Source organism: Rothia sp. 32237D007AR (assembly GCF_053544675.1).
On the sequence record NZ_JBPPUO010000017.1, the window covers coordinates 1 to 17,646 of the forward strand.

Annotated in this window: 14 protein-coding genes and 2 tRNA genes; 4 read left to right on the forward strand and 12 right to left on the reverse strand. The window is 54.9% G+C overall.

From position 1 onward, the window contains the following. Nucleotides 1-4: 4 nt before the first annotated feature. The 8 genes from ACED87_RS08965 to thrC all read right to left on the reverse strand — a co-directional run bounded on the left by ACED87_RS08965 (nt 5) and on the right by thrC (nt 7,838). A tRNA-Glu gene (locus tag ACED87_RS08965) sits at nt 5-77 on the reverse strand. Between the two features lie 25 nt (nt 78-102). Further along, nucleotides 103-174 (reverse strand) — tRNA-Gln (locus tag ACED87_RS08970). Nucleotides 175-496: 322 nt separating this feature from the next. Continuing rightward, nucleotides 497-2,011 (reverse strand): glutamate--tRNA ligase, encoded by a 1,515-nt coding sequence (gltX, locus tag ACED87_RS08975; RefSeq protein WP_449084032.1) that lies wholly within the window; start codon nt 2,009-2,011, stop codon nt 497-499. 49 nt (nt 2,012-2,060) lie between these two features. Beyond that, nucleotides 2,061-2,837: a fumarylacetoacetate hydrolase family protein gene (locus ACED87_RS08980; protein ID WP_449084034.1), complete on the reverse strand. Its 777-nt coding sequence runs from the start codon at nt 2,835-2,837 to the stop codon at nt 2,061-2,063. 329 nt (nt 2,838-3,166) lie between these two features. Beyond that, nucleotides 3,167-4,789, reverse strand: coding sequence for a pentapeptide repeat-containing protein (locus ACED87_RS08985; RefSeq protein WP_449084036.1), 1,623 nt, complete (start codon nt 4,787-4,789; stop codon nt 3,167-3,169). Between the two features lie 133 nt (nt 4,790-4,922). Then, entirely contained in the window at nt 4,923-6,020 is a 1,098-nt protein-coding gene (locus ACED87_RS08990; protein WP_449084038.1) for a branched-chain amino acid aminotransferase, read from the reverse strand. 127 nt (nt 6,021-6,147) lie between these two features. Further along, nucleotides 6,148-6,330: a hypothetical protein gene (locus ACED87_RS08995; RefSeq protein ID WP_449089974.1), complete on the reverse strand. Its 183-nt coding sequence runs from the start codon at nt 6,328-6,330 to the stop codon at nt 6,148-6,150. Between the two features lie 80 nt (nt 6,331-6,410). Then, a complete protein-coding gene (gene thrC / locus ACED87_RS09000) occupies nt 6,411-7,838 on the reverse strand; it encodes a threonine synthase (protein WP_449084042.1) in 1,428 nt (475 codons plus the stop codon). A 122-nt stretch (nt 7,839-7,960) separates the two neighbouring features. Between thrC and ACED87_RS09005 the strand changes: the two genes are divergently transcribed. After that, nucleotides 7,961-9,202 (forward strand): sensor histidine kinase, encoded by a 1,242-nt coding sequence (locus ACED87_RS09005; RefSeq protein ID WP_449084044.1) that lies wholly within the window; start codon nt 7,961-7,963, stop codon nt 9,200-9,202. 62 nt (nt 9,203-9,264) lie between these two features. Beyond that, entirely contained in the window at nt 9,265-9,945 is a 681-nt protein-coding gene (locus tag ACED87_RS09010) for a response regulator (protein WP_449084046.1), read from the forward strand. Between the two features lie 8 nt (nt 9,946-9,953). Here ACED87_RS09010 and ACED87_RS09015 read toward each other — a convergent pair whose 3' ends face one another. Continuing rightward, complete coding sequence (locus ACED87_RS09015) at nt 9,954-10,877, reverse strand: hypothetical protein (protein ID WP_449084048.1); 924 nt, start codon at nt 10,875-10,877, stop codon at nt 9,954-9,956. A 114-nt stretch (nt 10,878-10,991) separates the two neighbouring features. Between ACED87_RS09015 and ACED87_RS09020 the strand changes: the two genes are divergently transcribed. Continuing rightward, nucleotides 10,992-12,068: a hypothetical protein gene (locus ACED87_RS09020; RefSeq protein ID WP_449084049.1), complete on the forward strand. Its 1,077-nt coding sequence runs from the start codon at nt 10,992-10,994 to the stop codon at nt 12,066-12,068. A 138-nt stretch (nt 12,069-12,206) separates the two neighbouring features. Here ACED87_RS09020 and metG read toward each other — a convergent pair whose 3' ends face one another. The 3 genes from metG to ilvC all read right to left on the reverse strand — a co-directional run bounded on the left by metG (nt 12,207) and on the right by ilvC (nt 16,725). Beyond that, nucleotides 12,207-13,748 (reverse strand): methionine--tRNA ligase, encoded by a 1,542-nt coding sequence (gene metG / locus ACED87_RS09025; protein WP_449084051.1) that lies wholly within the window; start codon nt 13,746-13,748, stop codon nt 12,207-12,209. Between the two features lie 98 nt (nt 13,749-13,846). After that, nucleotides 13,847-15,442: a phosphoglycerate dehydrogenase gene (gene serA, locus ACED87_RS09030; protein WP_449084053.1), complete on the reverse strand. Its 1,596-nt coding sequence runs from the start codon at nt 15,440-15,442 to the stop codon at nt 13,847-13,849. A gap of 302 nt (nt 15,443-15,744) precedes the next feature. Continuing rightward, on the reverse strand, nt 15,745-16,725 hold the full coding sequence (ilvC, locus tag ACED87_RS09035) for a ketol-acid reductoisomerase (RefSeq protein ID WP_449089975.1): 981 nt from the start codon (nt 16,723-16,725) through the stop codon (nt 15,745-15,747). A 320-nt stretch (nt 16,726-17,045) separates the two neighbouring features. On the opposite strand from ilvC, the gene ACED87_RS09040 reads away from it, so the two are divergent. Continuing rightward, on the forward strand, nt 17,046-17,498 hold the full coding sequence (locus ACED87_RS09040; RefSeq protein ID WP_449089976.1) for a hypothetical protein: 453 nt from the start codon (nt 17,046-17,048) through the stop codon (nt 17,496-17,498). Nucleotides 17,499-17,646 lie beyond the last annotated feature (148 nt).

Genomic DNA, 17,646 nt, shown 5'->3' on the forward strand with positions numbered 1-17,646 from the left:
CCTGTGACCCCAACCGGATTTGAACCGGTGTTGCCGCCGTGAGAGGGCGGAGTACTAGGCCGCTATACGATGGGGCCATAACACCTTGAAATAAGATGTTCGCTGGGATACCAGGACTCGAACCTAGAATGACGGTACCAGAAACCGTAGTGTTGCCAATTACACCATATCCCATTATTATTTGCTTCGACTCATTTCCTTTGAGAATTCATCGCCGCAACGAGTAATAACTCTATACGAGCTACCAAGAGCGTGCAACTCGAAATCTATAGAGCTACCTCACAACCAGCTGGTTTACCTGGTGTTTACCCTGATTTTTAGCGGTTTTTGCCCCCAAAATTTTTGTCAAAAAACTTGAAAAAGCCGCTGCGGGCGTCCGCGCAGGCCTCTTTCTGCCCCTACAGCCAGGTAAAAAGTACCGCCCCGCTCCCCCACACAGGCAAGGAAACAGGGCGGCAAGTGAGCTAAAGCTCATAAAATAATGCTGCTAGTGGCATTAGGCCAAGGACGCACGCAGCTTCTTCAAACGGGCAAGGGAGGAATCCTTACCCAGAATCTCCATGGACTCAAAGAGGGGCGGTGAGATACGCTGGCCGCTCATAGCGGTACGCACCGGGCCAAAAGCCAGACGGGGCTTAATCTCCAGGCCCTCAACGATAGCTTCACGCAGGGCAGCCTCGATAGTTGCGGCAGTGAAATCATCCAGGGCCTCAACTGCGGTGATCGCCGCATCCAGAACAGCCGGGGCTGACTCTTTGAGCTGCTTGGCCGCGTCCTCAGCAACCTCAATCTCGCCATCTGCGGTAAAGAGGAAGCCTAGCAGGCCAGGGGCCTCACCCAGAAGCTGCATACGCTCCTGAACCAGGGGCGCAGCCTCAGTCAGAATAGTCTGCTCAGATTCGCTCAGGTTCTCAAAGCTCTCAGCAGAAACCAGCTCAGCCTTGTGCAAGAAAGGCACCAGGCGGTTGCGGAAATCCTCAGCCTCTAGCAGACGAATGTGGGTACCGTTAATTGCTTCAGCCTTCTTCAGGTCGAAGCGGGCAGGGTTAGCCAGAACATCCTTAATATCAAAGGCGGCAACCATCTGATCCATGGTGAAGATATCTTCATCGTGGGACAGGGACCAGCCCAACAGGGAGAGGTAGTTGAGCAGGCCTTCCTTGATGAAACCAGCATCGAGCAGGTTGTAGAGGCTGGATTCGGGGTCGCGCTTAGAGAGCTTCTTATTGCCCTGGCCCATCACATAAGGCATGTGCCCAAATTCAGGGATGAAGCTGGTCACACCAACCTCAACCAGGGCCCGGTAAAGAGCAATCTGGCGGGGAGTTGAAGACAGCAGGTCTTCACCGCGCAACACATGGGTGATGCCCATAAGAGCATCATCAACAGGGTTAACCAGGGTGTAAAGGGGCTTACCGTTGGCACGGACGACCACAAAGTCTGGAACAGAACCGGCCTTGAAAGTAATCTCACCGCGCACCAGGTCATTGAAGGTGATGTCTTCATCAGGCATGCGCAAGCGCAAGACGGGGGTGCGGCCCTCAGCCCGGTAGTCGGCCTTCTGCTCTTCGGTCAGGTCACGGTCAAAGTTGTCGTACCCCAGCTTGGGGTCTTCACCCTTAGCCTTGTGGCGCTCTTCAACCTCTTCGGGGGTTGAGAAGTCTTCGTAGATAAAGCCACCGGCCTTGAGCTTCTCTACCACCTCATCGTAGATGTCCATACGCTCTGATTGGCGGTAGGGGGCGTGGGGGCCGCCGATACCGACGCCCTCATCCCAGGTGATACCCAGCCACTGTAGGGATTCGAGTACCTGATTGAAGGATTCTTCGGAGTCACGGGCAGCGTCCGTATCTTCAATACGGAAGACCATGGTGCCACCGGTGTGCTTGGCGTAAGCCCAGTTGAAGAGGGCAGTTCGCACCATACCCACGTGGGGGGTGCCGGTGGGTGAAGGGCAGAAACGGACGCGGGTCTCTGAGGGGTCTTTGAGGTTCAGAGCGTAATCACTCATGGATGTGGGCACATCCCTTTCTTCTTGAAAGCTGTTCTTGGGTTCTAGTTTACTCGGCGCGGACGGTATTAATGAGGGAGCCGATACCCTCAACCTCAATTTCGACCTCGTTACCGGCGCTCAGGCGCCCTGCCCCGGCGGGGGTACCGGTCAGAATCACATCGCCCGGCAGCAGGGTGAAGTATTCGCTGGCGGCGGCGACTAGCTCGGCGACGGAGAAAACCATGTCGGCTGTGGTGCCGTCCTGTTTGAGGTCCCCATCCACCCAGGTTTGGATGGTGAGGTCGTCAGGATCGAGCTCGGTTTCAATCCAGGGGCCTAGGGGGCAGGAGCCGTCAAAGCCCTTGGCGCGGGCCCACTGAACGTCGGTATTTTGGGCGTCGCGGGCAGTCAGGTCATTGGCGACCGTGTAACCGTAAATCACCTCAGGCACACGATCCAGAGGCACGGACTTGGCGATACGGCCAATCACAACAGCCAATTCCCCTTCAAAGGAAACATCATCGGACCACTCAGGTAAGGCGATAGGGTCGCCAGGGCCAATGACGGAGGTGTTGGGCTTGAAGAAGAACTGAGGCGTTGTGGGGGTCTCGTTGCCCAGCTCGGAGGCGTGGTCGTGCCAGTTGCGGGCCGCCCCAATCACCTTGGAACGGGGAATAATGGGGGCCAGTAGGCGGACGTCCGCAACCGGGTACCGCTTATCGGTGGGGTTAATGCCGGTGTAGAAAGGGTCGCCGGAGAGAACAGTAACAGTCTCTTCACCAGGCTCACCTTCAACCAGGCCAAAGTGCAGGGTATCGTCTACAGTAAATCGGGCAATGCGCATACTTCTAGACTACCGGACTCACCTAGGGCGGAGGTGGCCTAAGCGAGTGTTTGCTTACTGTTGATTTTCTGCCTGGTACTCTTCGTGGGCTTTGATGATGTCACCAGCCAGGGCCTGAAGAAGTATATTAATTTTAGATAATCTCTACACATAATAATTTATCGATAGTTTTAAACTAGGCTAAAATCTGCTGATAACTCATCATTCCATCCACTCTGTGCACCTTTCCCAAGAGCGAGAACGATTATTCGAAATTCTATTTTAGAGTAACTCAAATGGATTCCCTCATTAATTTCCCCACTACAGAAAATTTCTCTTCAAGAAGAGATTTACCGTGACCCCATTCCAGAATTTATATCATGAGTATCATTCTTGAGGAACTTTCGATAAGAATCCCAATAGGATTGATGTCCTCTTAAAATATTTTCTACCAAGATTTCGTCAAATCCTTTAGAACCAAGAAGTTCTTTACGGCTTGGCAAAGAACGGACACACTTCAGAGTTCCAACAATATGTTGGCGGGATTCAGCACCAAACGAGTCCCGTTTATTCCCAAAGAAAACGGTATCTTTCATATAAGCGCCATATAGCTCAGCATTCTCTAGAGTTACCCCTATCAGATAAGCACCCTTTAAATCAGCTTCCTCAAGACAGGCTTCTCTTAAAATAGTTCTTTCAAAATTTGCTTTTTGTAAATTTGCTTTCTTAAGGTGAGCGCCCCATAATTTAGCTCTAATCATCGATGCATCCATCAGATTTGCCCCTTGCAGGAAAGCATTCTGCAATGTAGCTTTATCTAACTTTGCATTTTGAAGAGAGGCCCCCTCCAGATATGCATCTACTAAATAAGCTTTATTTAAATGAGCATTATTCAGTTCAGCACCCTCTAAGTGCACACCCCATAAATTTGCTCCCTCCAAATGTGCACCATGTAGTTTTGAATTCCGCAAATCCAGCTGACTTAAGTTAAGACCCCGCAAGTCCAAGTAGCTTAGATTAAAACTAGACCGACAGGCCTCTTTTATTTCAAATTCATTTTGACTATTTCCCTCATCACTCGCTTGATACCTGGGAAAAATATCCTGAATAACAGAATTTAGAGTACGAAGATCAAGTTCACTTCGCACATCCACTTCCTCATCTTCTAGCTCTTGATACACCCCAAAAATGATCTTAAGAATATTATGTTGCTGACCTTCTTTTTGTAGTGCAATTAAAGGTGAGGTAGAAGATAGCGTCTCCCAGTCCTTATAAAGGGCTGCTAACTGGAAGTAGGTAGCTGATACTTCCTTAGGAACATCTCCATAGCGGCGGGGGATAATCTCATGTAGTCTGTCATTGAGATTTTTAATCAGCTCCGCATCTAACTTCTGCTGTTCTCTTCTCCTCTTTTCTTCTTCTAGTGCTCTCTGATGCTCTAACTGGGTTTCAAGATGCTTCTGCTGGCTTTCTAGCTGAGTCTGTAAGTTCTTCTCCTGGGAAAGACGGTTCTCTTCCCCCGTCCTATAGCTCACCGCAACGGAGACCACCACACCCACAGCCGCAATCAGAGCAGCAAAGGCTGTAGCAATTCCCTGTCGGGCTTCTTTCCAGTCCCCGTTATAGGTAGCAAGAGTAAGAACCAGAACAGCTAGAGCCGATACCAGAAAAAGAGCAGGCAGAACAGCCACAACAATTCGAAAGAGCTGCTTACTATCACTTTCTGCCGACTTCTTACTTGAAGAAGCCCATACACTTACCGCGCCTGCGCCAAGGCAGCAGATTAAGGCTAGCCCCCAGTCCGCCCAGCCTAATGCTTCAAAGGTGAGATTCCAGTACTCACGCTTGTAAAATACCCCAGCCAATAACCAGCCATAGATAAAAGCACCTGCGCCCCAGGCACCCGTTACTAACACAAAACCCAATTCATGAGTCCGCCGTATCTTTTTTGCTACCTCAGGTTCTTCTGCCACTTACTCTTCCTTCCTTCTGGTCTGCTGTGTAAAGATACCTCAACAACAACTAGAAAAGACCATATAAACCAGAAAAACCCACCAGTTGGTGGGTTTTTCTGATCTAGATGGTAGCACCTATCCTCAGGGAAGGTTAGACCAGCTTGACGTTCCAGTCGAAGCGGTCCTCAACCTTACCGGTCTGGATGCCAACGAGCTCTTCACGCAGGGCCATGGTGACCTCGCCGCCGTCCGCACCAGAAGCTGAAGGGATCTCAAAGTCAGCGGCCTTGAGCTTACCGACGGGGGTAATCACAGCGGCAGTACCACAAGCGAAGATTTCGACAATCTCACCTGAGGCGACGCCCTCGCGCCACTCGCTCAAAGTAATCTTGCGCTCTTCAACCTGGTGGCCGCGGTCCTGAGCCAGCTTAATGATGGACTTACGGGTAATACCGCGCAGAATAGTACCGGTCAGCTCAGGGGTGACAATGTGGCCGTCCTTGTAGACGAAGAAAATGTTCATGCCGCCCAGCTCTTCAATGGCGTCCCCACGGTTGGGGTCCTTGAAGATAACCTGCTTGCAACCCTGCTCCTGGCCCTCAATCTGAGCAGCCAAAGACGCAGCGTAGTTACCGCCGCACTTAGCCTCACCGGTACCGCCAACACCCGCACGGGCGTAAGTGGTAGAAAGCCAAATGTCAACGGGCTTGGGGGTACCGAAGTAGTTACCTGCGGGGGAAGCAATAATGAAGAAAGCAACCTCGCGGGCAGGGCGAATACCCAAGAAAGCCTCAGTAGCGATCATGAAGGGGCGCAGGTAGAGGGACTCACCATCACCGGAAGGAACCCAGGCGGCGTCAATCTCAACGAGCTGACGCATGGCCTCAACAAAAAGCTCCTCAGGCAGGTGAGGCAGTACCAGGCGGTCTGCTGACTTGTTCAGGCGGGCAGCGTTCTCTTCAGGGCGGAAGGTGGTGATAGAACCATCAGCCTGACGGTAGGCCTTGATGCCCTCAAAAATTTCCTGGCCGTAGTGCAGCACACCGGCGGCAGGGTCAAGAGTGATCGGGCCGTAGGGCAGTACCTGGGCGTTGGACCATTCGCCGTTGTCAGCTCCGGTGCCCTTCCAGTCGATGCGTACCATGTGGTCGGTGAAGTAGTCACCGAAGCCGGGGTTAGCCAAGATTTCGGCGCGGCGCTCATCGCTGGCGGGGTTGGGGTTGCGGTTAATTGTGAATTCGAGAGACATGCTTATCCTTCAAACTGTTTGACGGGGGTTCGCTCTTCTAGATTACCCTAAGGGAATGTGCCCTGTTGGCTAGCTTATGTAAAACCTTGCCCCTCTTATGTAAAACTTTCCTGTCTTATGTAAAACCTCACCGGGTTTCGGTGGGGCTCCAGCATCTTTGGCGAAGTTGGGCCAGAATTGCATCGCCAATCTCGCCAGTTGCGCGGTTTACCCCAGGGCGGGCGGTGAGGTCCGCTTCTACAGCCTGCTCAATACGAGCTGCGGTAGCGTCATGGCCCAAGGGATATCCACGAAGTCGATGTGGTTTCATATAGTGAGCCTAGTGCCCCAGGGTTTAGCAGGGCAGACAACCAGGCATGTGGTTCAGTGAGGGAGAGAAAAGGCGAACGGTTAGACCTTCTTCGCAATCAGCTCCTTGACCGCCTCAACCTCGTTGGGCAGGTCAATGACGTGGCGGTCGGCCTCCATGATGCCCGCAAAACGCTCAGGAATTTCAGGCTCGGAGCCGGTAGCTTCAGCGATAGTCTGAGCGAACTTGACCGGCAGGGCGGTCTCTAGACAGATGATGGGGGTGTCAATCTTCTCAGCCCAGTCGCGGGCGACCTTCACACCATCTGCGGTGTGGGGGTCAAGGAGCACACCCAGACGCTCATGGGCATCGCGGATGGTGGCGATACGGTCGGCGTGGGTGGAGCGGCCTGACGCAAAGCCGTAGCGCTCAGCTGCTTCAGCGAAGACTTCCTCATCTGCAAGTGAGAAACCGCCCTGGCGCACCTTAAGGCCAAAGAGGTCAGCGGTGCGTTCGGCGTCGCGGCCTAGCAGGTCGTAGATGAAACGCTCAAAGTTAGAGGCACGGGAGATATCCATAGAAGGGCTAGAGGTCTCATAGGTATCAGCTGATGAGCGTACCCGGTAGTCACCGGTGCGGAAGAACTCGTCAAGCACGTCATTCTCGTTGGTTGCCACAATCAGGCGATCAATGGGTAGGCCCATCTGGCGGGCAATGTGCCCGGCGCAGATGTCACCAAAGTTGCCGGTGGGCACGCAGAAGGAAACCTTCTGGTCGTTGGTTTCGGTGGCGCGAATCCAGGAAGAAACATAGTAGACCACCTGGGCCATCAGGCGGGCCCAGTTGATGGAGTTCACTGCACCAATACGCTTTTCAGCCTTGAAGGCAGCGTCAGCAGAAATAGCTTTGACGACGTCCTGGCAGTCGTCAAAGACCCCGTCGAGAGCCACGTTGAAGATGTTTTCATCGTCTAGGCCGAACATTTGGGCCTGCTGGAAGGGGGTCATGCGCCCGGCGGGGGTGAGCATGAAAACCTTGATGCCGGGGCGTCCGCGCATGGCGTACTCAGCGGAGGAGCCGGTATCGCCTGAGGTGGCACCCACAATGTTCAGGGTTTCACCGCGGCGGGCTAGTTCATATTCGAAGAGTTCACCCAGGAGCTGCATGGCCATGTCCTTGAAAGCAGCAGTGGGGCCCTCAGAGAGGTGGCCGATGAGAATACCGGGTTCCAGTTCGGTGACCGGCACGATCTCTTCTGAAGCGAATTTGGGGTAGGAGTAGGCCCGGGCGGTCATAGCCTTAATGTCTTCAACCGGAATATCGTCGATGAAGAGTTGCAGTACCTCTGCGGCCAGAGCTGCATAGCCTTCCTCAGTCAGCACAGTGCGCCAGCGGGCGAGAGTGGCATCATCGAGGGTGGGGTAGGTTTCGGGTAGGTAGAGGCCGCCGTCGGGGGCAAGGCCGCCGAGCAGGATATCGGTGAAGTGAGCGGGAGTGCGGGTGGTGTCGCGGGTTGAGATGTACTGCATGAGTATAAGCCTACCGAAACTCAGCGCCTGGTGCTGTGAGGCACTCATACTAGGGTATGAATTTGAGGTGCGGACGCCCCTGCGCACCCGGTCGGGGTGGGGTGGGCTTTTAGACTGGGAGGGTGGATACCCTACAAATAGACCTGGCCGCTACCCAGCGCCGGAAGAAGCTGGTCAACGCGATAGCTGTTGCCCTGGGGCAGCTATTGACCTTGGTAACAGTTTTTACCTTTGGTTCCCTGATGATGACTTGGTCGCTCATCTTCGTAGGGGCTTGGCTGGTTGCCACATCGAGCCTCTACTTCAGGTACTCCCGGCCCATGCTGGTTCTGGTGCTAGTAGTAGTTTCGCTTCTGGTAACTATCCCTGCCCCCTACCCTGCGGTGGGTTCCTGGTGGGCTGCCCCGTTTATGGTCTACCACCTGGCGCGATATTATTCTAAGCCGGTGCGTACGGGCACTCTTATTGCGGCCCTTTTCGCCTCAGCCGTCGGCGGCTTTATTTTCACCCGCCCCTTTTTGGCCTATAACCCCAGTGCCCTCGTGTTCTACATTACCGCCCTTGCCGCTGTTTTTATCTGTGCAGCTATCGTCACAATCGCCTGGTTCTTTGGCGACTCCCGGCGACTACGAGAACAAAGTCACCGGGCCCTGTTGGAGCGAAACCGCCAGCTAGAACACGAGCGGGAACAGGAGCGGGCACTGGCTGCCTTAGACGAGCGGGCCCGCATCGCCCGAGAAATGCACGATATTGTCGCTCATTCTCTGTCTGTCATCATTACTCAGGCGGACGGAGCCCGCTACGCTGCTACTGCCCAGCAGACGGAGAAGGCGGTGGCAGCCTCCGCCCCCACAGAGCCGGTGGAAATTACCACCCTGGCCACCATTTCTGAGACCGCACGCTCAGCCCTGCAGCAGATGCGCACCCTACTCGGAGTCCTACGCACCGATGAAACAACAACAGTTGAACCGCTACCAGCCCTGCACGATATCCCCCAGCTGATTGAACAAACTCAAAGACTAGGCATACCAGTGCAGCTGAGCATGGTCTCAGGGGTTGAAGAGAAACTGCCACAAGGAGCCGACCTGACCAGCTACCGTATCGTGCAAGAAGCCCTCACCAACGTAGCCAAGCACTGCCCGGCCACTCCCCTAGTGACCGTCACCATCAGCAAAGGCAAACAGACCCTTGATATTGACATTACCAACCAGCCGCAACAAGAGCCCTGCCAGCCACTACCAGGTGCCCGCCGCGGACTCCTAGGTATGCGCGAGCGCATCGATATGTACCATGGCACCTTGCAGTATGGCAGGCTAGCTGACGGGTCTTTTAGGGTTTTCGCTCAGATTCCTTTTGTGCCCTAATCTTGTGTGAAGATAACAATGGCCTGTTTGCCCGATGTGAAAAGAAATGTGAAAGTAAAACTGTGATTAGAGTTCTTCTTGTCGATGACCAGCATTTAGTTCGTTCTGGTCTGGCGATGCTGATTGGTTCCCAGGCTGATATGCAGGTGGTAGCCCAGGCCAGCGACGGCCAGCAGGCCATTGAGCAGGTCGCCGAGCTGCAGGCCGAAGGGCTGGGCCCTGATGTGGTGCTCATGGATGTGCGTATGCCGGTACTCGATGGTATTGAGGCTACCGGGGCGATTATCGAGGCCTTCCCCCAGGTGAAGGTGGTTATGCTCACTACCTTTGACATCGACGACTATGTGTATGCCGCGGTCCAGCGCGGAGCCAGCGGGTTCCTGCTCAAGGACGCCCCGCCCGAGCAGCTTTTAGGGGCTATCAGGACGGTGCAGCGTGGGGACGCTGTAATTGCACCCAGTGCTACCAAGCGGCTTCTAGAGCAGATGATTCCCCATCTGGCAGGGGGCGCGCCCACCCAGCAGGCGCCCCAGAAACACGCTGAGAAGATCGCCAGCCTCACTAACCGAGAACATGAGTTGTTTTTGCTGATTGCTCAGGGGCTCTCTAATGGGGAGATGGCGCAAGAGCTCTTTGTTTCTGAGGCGACTGTCAAAACCCATGTCTCACATATTTTGACTAAACTTGAGGCCCGCGACCGCGTGCAGGCCGTCATTATTGCCTACGAGGCGGGGCTGGTATAGCCCCAGCTCTAGCTGGCAGTTGGGCTAGCTGTAGGAGTAGGCACAGTTACCGGCGAAGTGTTCTTGGGATCTGTTTTATCACTTGCAGTTCGCTCCACAGCGGTTGCGTGAATACCCTCAAGGTCCTTAGAAAACTGCTCAAGGCGCTTGTAGACCGACTCGTAGTAAGAACTCTTTAGATCGGCGACAGAAGAATCAAAAGACATGTTCTCACGGCACGAAATATCGGCCTTGAGCATACCCTTAGCGTCATCGGCGTTCAAAAGGCTAGCGGCGTAAGCGGCTTCGTCAGTGCTTGAGACCTGGCTGAAGCCCGCTTCGCTCATGCAAGTACCCCATGATTCTTGTAAGGCCAGGTAGTTCTCATCAGTTCGCAGGCTAGTCTCAATGGCCTGGGCGAATTCAGGGGCCAGCAGGGCAGCCTTCACCCCGTCCTCCGCTGAACCGTAGATGTACTCGTAGCTCTGAGCCATACACCCGGTTGAGTCCAGTTCCCCACTGGAATAGTCCATGAAAGTTACGGTGAAGGTTTCCCCGCCCTCCCCTAGGTAAGCGTCCAGGCCCTTCTGGTTAAAGCTAGCAGCCGGCCGGCCCTCAGCGGCAGGGAGCTTCCCGTAGCCAGAAGTCTTCAGCTCTTCAGTGGTGCGGCCGGTGTAAACAGCAGACTCTAGCGTAAGCCCAACCTCAGGCTCCTTATAGCTACCGCCAGCCTCAGCCACGCAACGCTCAACAAAAGCCCTACGGGCAGACTCCGCCTCAGACGGAGGAAAAATCCAGGACTGCAAGCTCTCAAGATGTTCAGCCTGGGTCTTCTCAGCAGCGGTGAGCTCATCAAAGTTCTGAGGCTGCGAAGAACAACCCACTAACCCCACAAGGGTGAAACACCCCAGTACGGTAAGCCCCTGTACGTAACGGTTCGTAAGTAATGACACGGCGTCCTCCCTAGATAATCAGCCTCAATTCTAACTACTATGAAGAAGCAGTATCACCACAACCTCACAAGAAACCCACGACGACCTAGTCACAGAAAGCAGATTCTTACCCTTATGACCTCCCTTGACCAGCAAGGAATTCAGACCAGCCGCCGTGGTCTCATGCGCTTTGCCGCGCTCACCGGTGTGGCCGGTGTTGCCACAGCGGCAGGCACCGCAGCTCTCAACGCTACTGCCCATGCCGCAGACGCCAGCTCCAGCGTCTTTTCAGCAGACTTCCACTACCCCACCATCACCGGCCCCTCCATTGCCCTATGGGGCAGCTCCTCCTTTGGCGGGGCGAACGCAGAACAAGGAGTCCCCGCCGGGTACGATGCCTCCATCGACGGGCAGCTAGCAAGTTACCTTCAGATACCGGTCCTTAGATTTGGTCGCGGCGGTGAAACCTCCACCATGATCGCCGCCCGCCGCGGGGTCGCCCAGTCCATGTACAAGCTCATCTTCCCTAACAACATGATCCCAGCCTCAGGGTCAGTGACCGTCAAAGTTTCTGACACCTCCCACCTGGCCTGGGGGTCAGTAGCTTACCTGCCCGGTTATGTATCGGCTGTGCCAGGCGTCCTGACCTCTGGGGCCACAGAAGGCACATACATTTTCACTCGCGCCGTACCAGGTGAAGCAGTCTATGCTCCTTCTGATAGCCCAGCCTCCTGGTTCCACTCCTACCAAGAGATGATTTCGCGTTCCTCGTACCACATCATTCAGATTGGGCGAAACAATCTCAACGACTTTGACCGCATCACCAAAGACACAGAAGCCTGCTTCGCGCTTGCACCCAAGCGTACCCTCGTCATGGGTCAGTTCGCCTCCCGCGGTGACGGTTCTGATTCAAGGCGCGCTCAGCAGGTCCAGGCCTACAACGATTGGGCAGCCAAAACCTACGGCACCCTCTTCATCAACCCAGATACCTACCTGCGCGAGACAACCCAAGAATCCTGGCTACGCTACGGGGCCCTAGCAGGCTCTGGTGTCTGGTCATCAGATACTGACCGTGACGCCTACGACGAAGGTAAAATCCCGCCCTCACTCTACTCATCAGACGGTCTGCACCTCAACGGCTGGGGCTATATCGCCCTCTCACAAATGATCTACTACAAGGTGACAGAACTCGGCTGGTTCCCTGCCTCCTAACGAGCTGACCTCCTGCTAGGCTCACAAGCCGGTTAAGGTAAGTAGCTGATGAAAAAAGATAAGGACGCGGCCCCCACCATTCGGGTAGAAAGGTGGGCGGCCGCGTCCTTAAGTCTGCTGTGAGGTGAGACTACCTGTTTAGGCGTTCTTAGGCTCCTCATAGCGAGGGAAAACAGGGGCCGGGGCGGGAAGCTCAGTACCGGGCACCAGGGCCTGGCTCAGGGCCGCGAAGACACGATTCTTAGGCTCAACAGCCAGCAAATCAAGCATCTTCCCCATAGAAGTAGGCATGACCGGCTGAGCCAAGGTGGCAACAATACGAAGCACCTCAGCGGTCACGTATAGCACAGTGTTCATGCGCTCTAGATCAGTCTTGCGCAACTTCCAGGGCTCCTGGGCGGTGAAGTAGCGGTTAGCTTCACCCACAACCTGCCAGATGCGCTCTAGGGCGCGGTGGAAGGCCTGCTCATCAAAATCAGTACGGACCGGCTCATAGAGGGAGGCAGCCATCTCAAGCATGGCGGTGTCTTCTGCGGTGAAAGCACCGTGAGCAGGCACCTTGCCTTCACAGTTCTTTGCAACCATAGACAGGGATCGCTGGGCCAGGTTACCCAGGTCGTTGGCCAGGTCTGAGTTGATGCGGTTCTTAATGCCTTCTGCTGAGTAGGAGCCGTCCTGCCCGAAGGAGACATCACGCAGCAGGAAGAAACGCAACTGGTCCAGGCCGAAGCTAGCTACCAGGTCAGCCGGATCAACCACGTTGCCAATAGACTTACTCATCTTCTCCCCATCCACTAGCAAGAAGCCGTGGCCAAAGACGCGCTGGGGAAGTTCCAGACCGGCTGACCAGAGGAAGGCAGGCCAGTAGATGGCGTGGAAACGGGTGATGTCCTTACCGATTAGGTGCAGGTTAGCAGGCCAGAACTTGGTGAAAAGTTCGCCCTCAGTATCGGGGTAGCCCAGGCCGGTGAGGTAGTTGGTCAAGGCGTCCACCCAGACGTACATGACGTGCCGATCATTCCCAGGGACAGGCACGCCCCAGTCGAAGGTGGTACGTGAGATGGAAAGGTCGTTCAGGCCGTTCTTGATGAAGGAGGCCAGCTCATTGCGGCGGGACTCAGGGTAGACGAAGCCCTGCGTGGAGTAGAGCTCTAGCAGGCGCTCACCGTATTTGGAGAGGCGGAAGAAGTAAGATTCTTCTTCAGTCCACTCAACCTCGGTGCCAGTTGAGGTAGCGTAGCGCACGCCCTCTCGCACCTCGGTTTCTTCTTCGGTGTAGTAGGCCTCATCGCGCACCGAGTACCAGCCGGCGTACTTATCCAGGTAGATATCGCCGTTCTCTTCCATCTTCTTCCAGATGGCCTGAGAAGCTGCGTAGTGGTCTGCATCGGTGGTGCGGATGAAACGCTCGAAGTCAGCTCCGACCAGTTCAGCCATGGCACGGAAACGAGCGGAGTTCTCATCTGCCAGTTCTTTGGGGGTTTTGCCCTGCTTGGCGGCGGTGGTCTGCATCTTCTGCCCGTGCTCATCGGTACCGGTCATGAAGCGTACATCGAAGCCGTCCAGCTTCTTGAAACGTGCCATGGTATCGGCGGCAATAACCTCGTAGGCATGCCCGATATGGGGGGCGCCGTTGGGGTAAGAAATCGCAGTGGTGATGTAGTACGGGGTAGAAGTCATAGCTACCACTTTACCCGTTTACACCAACCACTGCGAACCCTATTTCACATGGGAAAAAGGTACGGGTGGGCTTTCCCGAAGCCCACCCGCGCTACTAGCTAGTCAGCCAGGTTGATGATGGCCGCACGTGAAGCGTTGACCACGCGCTTGATGGAATCAAGCACCTCGTTGTTCAGGGCTGAGTCCAGGGCCAGGACGCAGAGGGCCTCGGCGTTCTTGTCATTACGAGATACCTGCATACCGGCGATGTTAATGGAGGCAGTTCCGAGCAGGGTACCGATAGCTGCGATGACGCCGGGGCGGTCTTCGTATTCAAGCACCAGCATGTGGTCGGTGATGGGGATCTCGATGTCGTAGCCGTTGACGTTGGTCAGCTTCTCAATCAGCTTAGGCCCGGTGACGGTACCGGCTACCTTGATAACTTCGCCATTGGCCAGAGCACCGGTGAGTACGGTTTCGTTACGGAAGTACTCGGTGTCGGTGGTGGTGACCAGCTCAACTTCCACACCGCGCTGTTCTGCCAGCACGGGGGCGTTAACGTAGGAAACCTTTTCTGAGACAACGTCAGTGAAGACACCCTTGAGGGCTGAGAGTTTAAGGGAGGTGACGTCCTTGGTAGCGATTTCACCAGCAATTTTCACCTCAACGCGGGTGAGAGCCTCGTCGCCGCCGATAGCGGTGAGGATGCGGCCTGCCTTTTCAGCCAGGGGAACACCGGGGCGCACCTGCTTGTCAATAGCACCACCGGCTACGTTGACAGCATCGGGTACGAGGTCACCTTCCAGGGCCAGGCGTACAGACTTGGCGACGGATACACCAGCCTTTTCCTGAGCCTCAAAAGTGGAGGCACCCAGGTGGGGGGTAGCAACCACGTTGGGCAGCTCAACAAAGGGTACGTTCTTAGCAGGTTCTTTGACGTAAACGTCAATGGCGGCGCCAGCGATCTCACCTGAGCGTAGGGCAGCGTCAAGGTCGGCTTCATCGATCAGGCCACCGCGAGCTACGTTGACCACATAAGCGGTCTTCTTCATCTTCTTGAAGCTCTCGGCGTTAATCATGCCCATAGTTTCAGGGGTGCGGGGCATGTGGATGGTGATGAAGTCGGAGCGCTCTACCAGTTCGTCCAGTTCTACCAGTTCTGCGCCCAGGGCTGCTGCACGGGCAGAGGTGACGAAGGGGTCGTAGGCGATAATCTCGGTGCCGAAGGCCTTGAGGCGTTCTGCAACCAGGCCACCGATTCGACCGATGCCGATGATACCGATGGTCTTTTCAAAGAGCTCAACACCTGAGAAGGCGGAGCGCTTCCACTGGCCAGCTTTCATGGAGGCATCAGCAGCAGCGATGTTGCGGGACAGGCCCAGGATGTGCCCGACGGTGAGTTCTGCTGCTGAGATGACGTTAGAGGTGGGTGCGTTGACGACCATGACGCCTGCTGCGGTGGCGGCTTTGATATCAACGTTGTCGAGGCCTACGCCTGCGCGGGCGATAACTTTGAGCTTCTTGGCCGCGGCGATGGCTTCTGCATCGACCTGGGTGGCTGAGCGCACGAGGATGGCGTCAACATCGGCGATAGCCGGGATGAGTTCTTCCCGGTTTGCCCCGTCGCAAGAGCGGATTTCAAAATCGGGGCCCAGGGCTTCAACGGTGGCAGGTGAGAGTTCTTCAGCGAGAAGAACGACTGGTTTTGCGGTCACGGGTGGTTTCCTTTTACTGGTGACAGTTGGGGCTAGTGTGGTGCAGCTGGCGCTTCGGACCCTAAGGACGCCGCTGGTTGGTAGGCTCACAATGAGCAGGTGCTTCTGTGGTGTGAGCTACAGTTCACCGTACGGCTGTAACTCGACCACTTCCCTAGTTTACCGGGATTAGCAAGAGCCGACTAGCTACCCAGGTGGGGGTAGCTAGTCAGCTGCATATATTTCACTCTAGGAACAGCACAGATGACCTAGCGTTAGCAGGTAAATGCCTCGCTCATAGAGCCTGCGGCCAGAACCTTAGCTTAGGCGAAGAGTTTGCGCAGTTCACGGCCAGCAGCTTCGATGGGGTGGGATTCGCCCTGAGCGCGCAGTTCCTTCAGCTCAGCTCCCCCAGCTTTCTGGTCGTCCATAAAACGCTGGGCAAAGGTGCCGTTCTGGATGTCAGCTAGCACAGCCTTCATGTTTTCTTTGACCTCGGGGGTGATGACGCGGGAGCCAGAGACATAGCTACCGTATTCAGCGGTATCTGAGATTTCCTGGCTGTGGTGAGCAATGCCACCCTTGACCAGCTGGTCTACCGTGAGTTTCAGTTCGTGCAGAACCTTGAAGTAGGCAATTTCAGGCTGACAGCCCGCTTCAGTCAGAGTTTCAAAGCCGTACTTAATGAGCTGCGAGATCCCACCAGAGAGCACAGCCTGCTCGCCGAAGAGATCTGATTCAGTTTCTTCCTTGAAGGTGGTTTCGATAACCCCTGCGCGGGTTGCACCCAGGGCCTTTGCATAGGCTAGAGCAAGGTCAAGAGCCTCACCTGAGGCGTCCTTTTCGACAGCTACCAGGGCAGGTACGGCGCGTCCTGCCTCGAACTCGCGGCGAATAAGGTCGCCAGAGCCCTTAGGTGCAACCAGGGCAAGATCTACACCTTCAGGGGCGTCAATATAACCGAAAACGACGCTAAAGCCGTGGGCAAAGAAAAGGGCGTCGCCTTCGTTGAGGTTGGGGGCGATGTCTTGTTTGTAGATTTCTGCCTGAACCTGGTCGGAGGTCAGCATCATAATGAGATCAGCTTCAGCTGCGGCTTCAGCTACAGACATGACGCGCAGGCCTTCTGCTTCTGCCATGGCCCATGAACTTGAGTCTTCTGCTAGGCCTACACGGACGTCTACGCCGGAGTCACGGAGGTTAAGGGCGTGGGCTTGCCCCTGGGAGCCGTAGCCGATGATAGCGACAGAGCGTTCTGCGATATAGGTCAGATCGGCATCGTCATTGTAGTAGATCTTTGCCATAGTTTTTGATCTCCTTGGTGAGTTGAGAGGCAGCAGGCGCTGCCAGGCCTTAGTGTTTATGAACTGTTTGTCTCTAGCGTAGTGGTTTCTGCCGGTCTTGAGAGGCGGTTTCGGTGTTTTTGGAATTGTTTTTTAGAGCGGTGGCCTCCAACGAGCTTGGTAGAGCTTTCTCGCCGATATGGCAGGAGCCACGAGCTAGGTGTAGTACAACTTTCCTTCATCTGTTGGTTATAGGCCCTCACCTCGTCATTTAAAGACTTTTAGGGTGCGGATAACATTATTCTTACCATCACTTCGTCTATAGCACGTAGACTGATGACATGACTGAACCCCAGCTCACCAGTAGTGAAATCGCCAAGGCCCTGCACACTGTCTTCGATAGTCAGATTATTAACTACGGAGCCTACAACCTGGTTTTTGCTACAGGTTCATCCATTTACCGCAACCCAGATGTGGCCTCCCACCAGGAAGAGAATCAAAGCTGTTTCCTCATTGGTTACAGAGACACTCCCCGCGAGGCCATCATTGCCCCACTCTCATTACCTGATGTGCAGGGGGCTGGCACGCCCACCTCTATTGACAATACGAACGCCGCGCGCACTTTTAGCCTCTCAGATTACTCATTTGGGCTAGAGTCCACCAACGGCACATCTTTCTCGCTCACCTTCGACCCCCAGGTAGAAGTGCATACTACTGAAGGCAGTGGACTGCTCGAGCAGGCACTGGATATCGAAGATTTTAAGCGCGTCATTATTGAGGCATGGAAACTCTAGCCAGCCCCAGCTGAAAGTATCTTGCCAGAGTGGTTATGAAGAAATAGAAAGAAGTAAGAGAAACAAAGATACCCGACCGGCTAACCGGTCGGGCATCTTATATTGTGCGCCCCCTGGGACTTGAACCCAGAACCCATTGATTAAGAGT